At 67.0% G+C, this 2,591-nt stretch carries 1 protein-coding gene, 1 tRNA gene and 1 pseudogene; 1 reads left to right on the forward strand and 2 read right to left on the reverse strand.

Features of this window, described 5'->3' with window-relative positions:
* Positions 1-1,302, reverse strand: a pseudogene (locus A5651_RS01890) (DUF222 domain-containing protein).
* A 164-nt stretch (positions 1,303-1,466) separates the two neighbouring features.
* Positions 1,467-1,549: transfer RNA gene (locus A5651_RS01895), tRNA-Leu, on the reverse strand.
* Positions 1,550-1,771: 222 nt separating this feature from the next.
* Between A5651_RS01895 and A5651_RS01900 the strand changes: the two genes are divergently transcribed.
* Positions 1,772-2,591 (forward strand): DUF3662 domain-containing protein (locus tag A5651_RS01900; protein WP_156662522.1); only part of this gene is annotated, 820 nt, incomplete at its 3' end.

The raw sequence follows: 2,591 nt of genomic DNA on the forward strand, positions 1-2,591 counted from the left end.
CTAGTTGGGGGTGGGAGGTGGGGGTTGGTAGGGGTCGTACCACCACCAGTCGGCGCGTTCGCCGAGAGGTCCGGCATAGGGCGGCACCTCGGGTGGGGGTGTGGTGGGTGGGCGGGCCAGTGTGCTGTTGGTCATCACCTGGCCGGCGGCGTCGGTGACGGCGAGCTGGTCGGCGGGTCCGGTGATGGTGATGACCCCGCGGTGGTGTAGCCGGTGGTGATAGGGACACAGCAGCACCAGGTTGTCCAGCTCGGTGGCCCCGCCGTCTTCCCAGTGCCGGATGTGATGGGCGTGCAGCCCCCGGGTGGCCCCGCAGCCGGGTACCGCACACGTGGGATAGCGGTAGTCCAACGCCCGGCGCAGCCGGCGGTTGATCACCCGCGTCGCCCGGCCGGCCCCGATCGGTTGACCGTGGCGTTCAAACCACACCTCACAGGTGGCATCACAGCTCAGATAGCGGCGATCACCATCAGACAGCAGCGGACCCAGATGCAGCGCGGCGATACGGTCGTTGATGTCGACATGCACCACCACGGTGGTGTGCTGGGCGTGCGGGCGCCGCGCCGCCTCCACATCCCAGCCGGTTTCGATCAGCCGCAGGAACGCATCCACGCTGGTGGGCATCGGCGGCGCATTCAGGGAGACCTCCGCACTGGTGTCGTGGTCGTGTTTCCACTCGGCGATCAGCGCCTCCCGATGCGCGGCCAGCGCCGCGTCGAAGGTCGCGGCCTCCACGGTGGGCAGGGTGATCCGCCACGTCGTGGAGGTCTCATCGCTGGTCTGGCTGATCGAGCGCGCCGCCTCCACCACCGGCTCCGGCGCCTCGTCCGCGTCATCGTCGTCGGCGGCGTCGTGCGCGGTGTCGGGGTCGGGTTGGGGTTGCGGCGGTGGTTCCAGCTTCAGCGCGGTGCGCAGCTGGTTGACTGTGGCCACGCTGGCCAGCTGTGCATAGTGCTCATCCGAGCCTGCACCGGCGCGCGCGGCGATCACCCCGACCTGATCCAGCGACAACCGGCCCTCGCGCAACCCCGCCACACAGCGGGGGAACTCCTCACAGCGCTACGCCAGGGTGGCGATCGTCGTGGCGTTGGCCGTGGAGGCGCCCAGCTTCCAGGCCACCATCGCCGCCACCGACCGCGTCCCGGTGATGCTCCACAACCCATCGCGGTCGATCTCGGCGATGATCTCCACAACCCGGCCATCGATGGCGTTGCGCTGGTCGCACAACTCCGCCAACTCCTCGAACAACACCTCCAAGCGGTCACACGGACGCACCGTCACCCTGTCTTCGACATCGAACATACATTCGATACTGCCACAACCCACCGACAAGAATTCCTGGCGACAGCGACGCAGTCAGCTTCTTAGGACGCGCCGGGACCGACCGGCACCTCTGGGGGTGAAGACAAAACAAAAGGCCACGGACCCGAAGAGTCCGTGACCTAATGCATTACCGCTCAAAATTGTGGGCGAAGGGGGACTTGAACCCCCACGTCCCGAAGGACACTGGCACCTGAAGCCAGCGCGTCTGCCATTCCGCCACTCGCCCCAACAACCGGGGGAGCCTATCACTGAAGCTCTCCCGATCCCCAACCGTACCGATCTCGCCGGGCGGGCGGCCAATGCCATCCTGCCGATTCTCAGAGTTCTGTGGGTCCCGCATCTGTGTACAGGCCCGATACCATGCAATGTGACAGGTGTGGTTACACGACACGCGGGTAACCCCACATCTGCTCAAGATCACGAACTACGGCGATAGGCAGGCGATTGGATGGGTCTCGTTGACCGCATCGAGCGCAAGCTTGAGTCGACCGTGGGCGACGCCTTCGCGCGGGTGTTCGGTGGATCGATAGTGCCGCAGGAAGTCGAAGCCATGCTGCACAGGGAAGCCGATGCCGGCACGCGGGAATTGGCGGGCGGCAGGATTTTGGCCCCGAATGAATACTTCATTACCCTCAGCGTGCCCGACTATCAGAAGGTCAGCGCTGATCCGGACATCACTTCGGCCACTTTCGCCCGCCACTTGGAGGGTTACATCCAAGATCAGGGATGGCAAACGTATGGTGATGTGGTCGTCAGATTCGAGCAGTCGGCGAACCTGCACACCGGACAATTTCGCGCTCGTGGTGTGGTCAACCCAGACTCCACCACTGGCGAAGCCGCCCCAGCACGACGAGACCGCGCGTACACCGCAGAAGGAGTACAACCGATGAGCGACAACCCGAGTTACCGAGGCCAGGGACAGGGGCGGCCCGACGACTACTACGACGAGCGCTACGGCCGCCCCGAGGAGCGCGACGGCGGTCAGGACCCCCGCGCGCAGTACCCGCCCGACCAGCGCGCCTACCCCCCGCCACCGCCGCAGGGCGACCCCGGCTACGGCCAGCAGCGCCACGGCTACCCCGAGCACGCACAGCCCGGCGGCTACCCCGAACACGGCCAGCCTGGCGGTTATCCCGAGCAGCCGCAGGGTGGCTACCCGCCACCGCAGCAGTACGAGCAGCGCCCACCCGCCGGCTACGGCCCGCCGCCCGGCGGCGGCTACCCGGAGCAGGGTGGCTACCCCGATCAAGGCGGCTACCGCCCGGCCG

The sequence above is a fragment of the Mycobacterium sp. 1274761.0 genome (assembly GCF_001668615.1).
In the GTDB taxonomy this organism is placed as follows: Bacteria; Actinomycetota; Actinomycetes; order Mycobacteriales; family Mycobacteriaceae; genus Mycobacterium.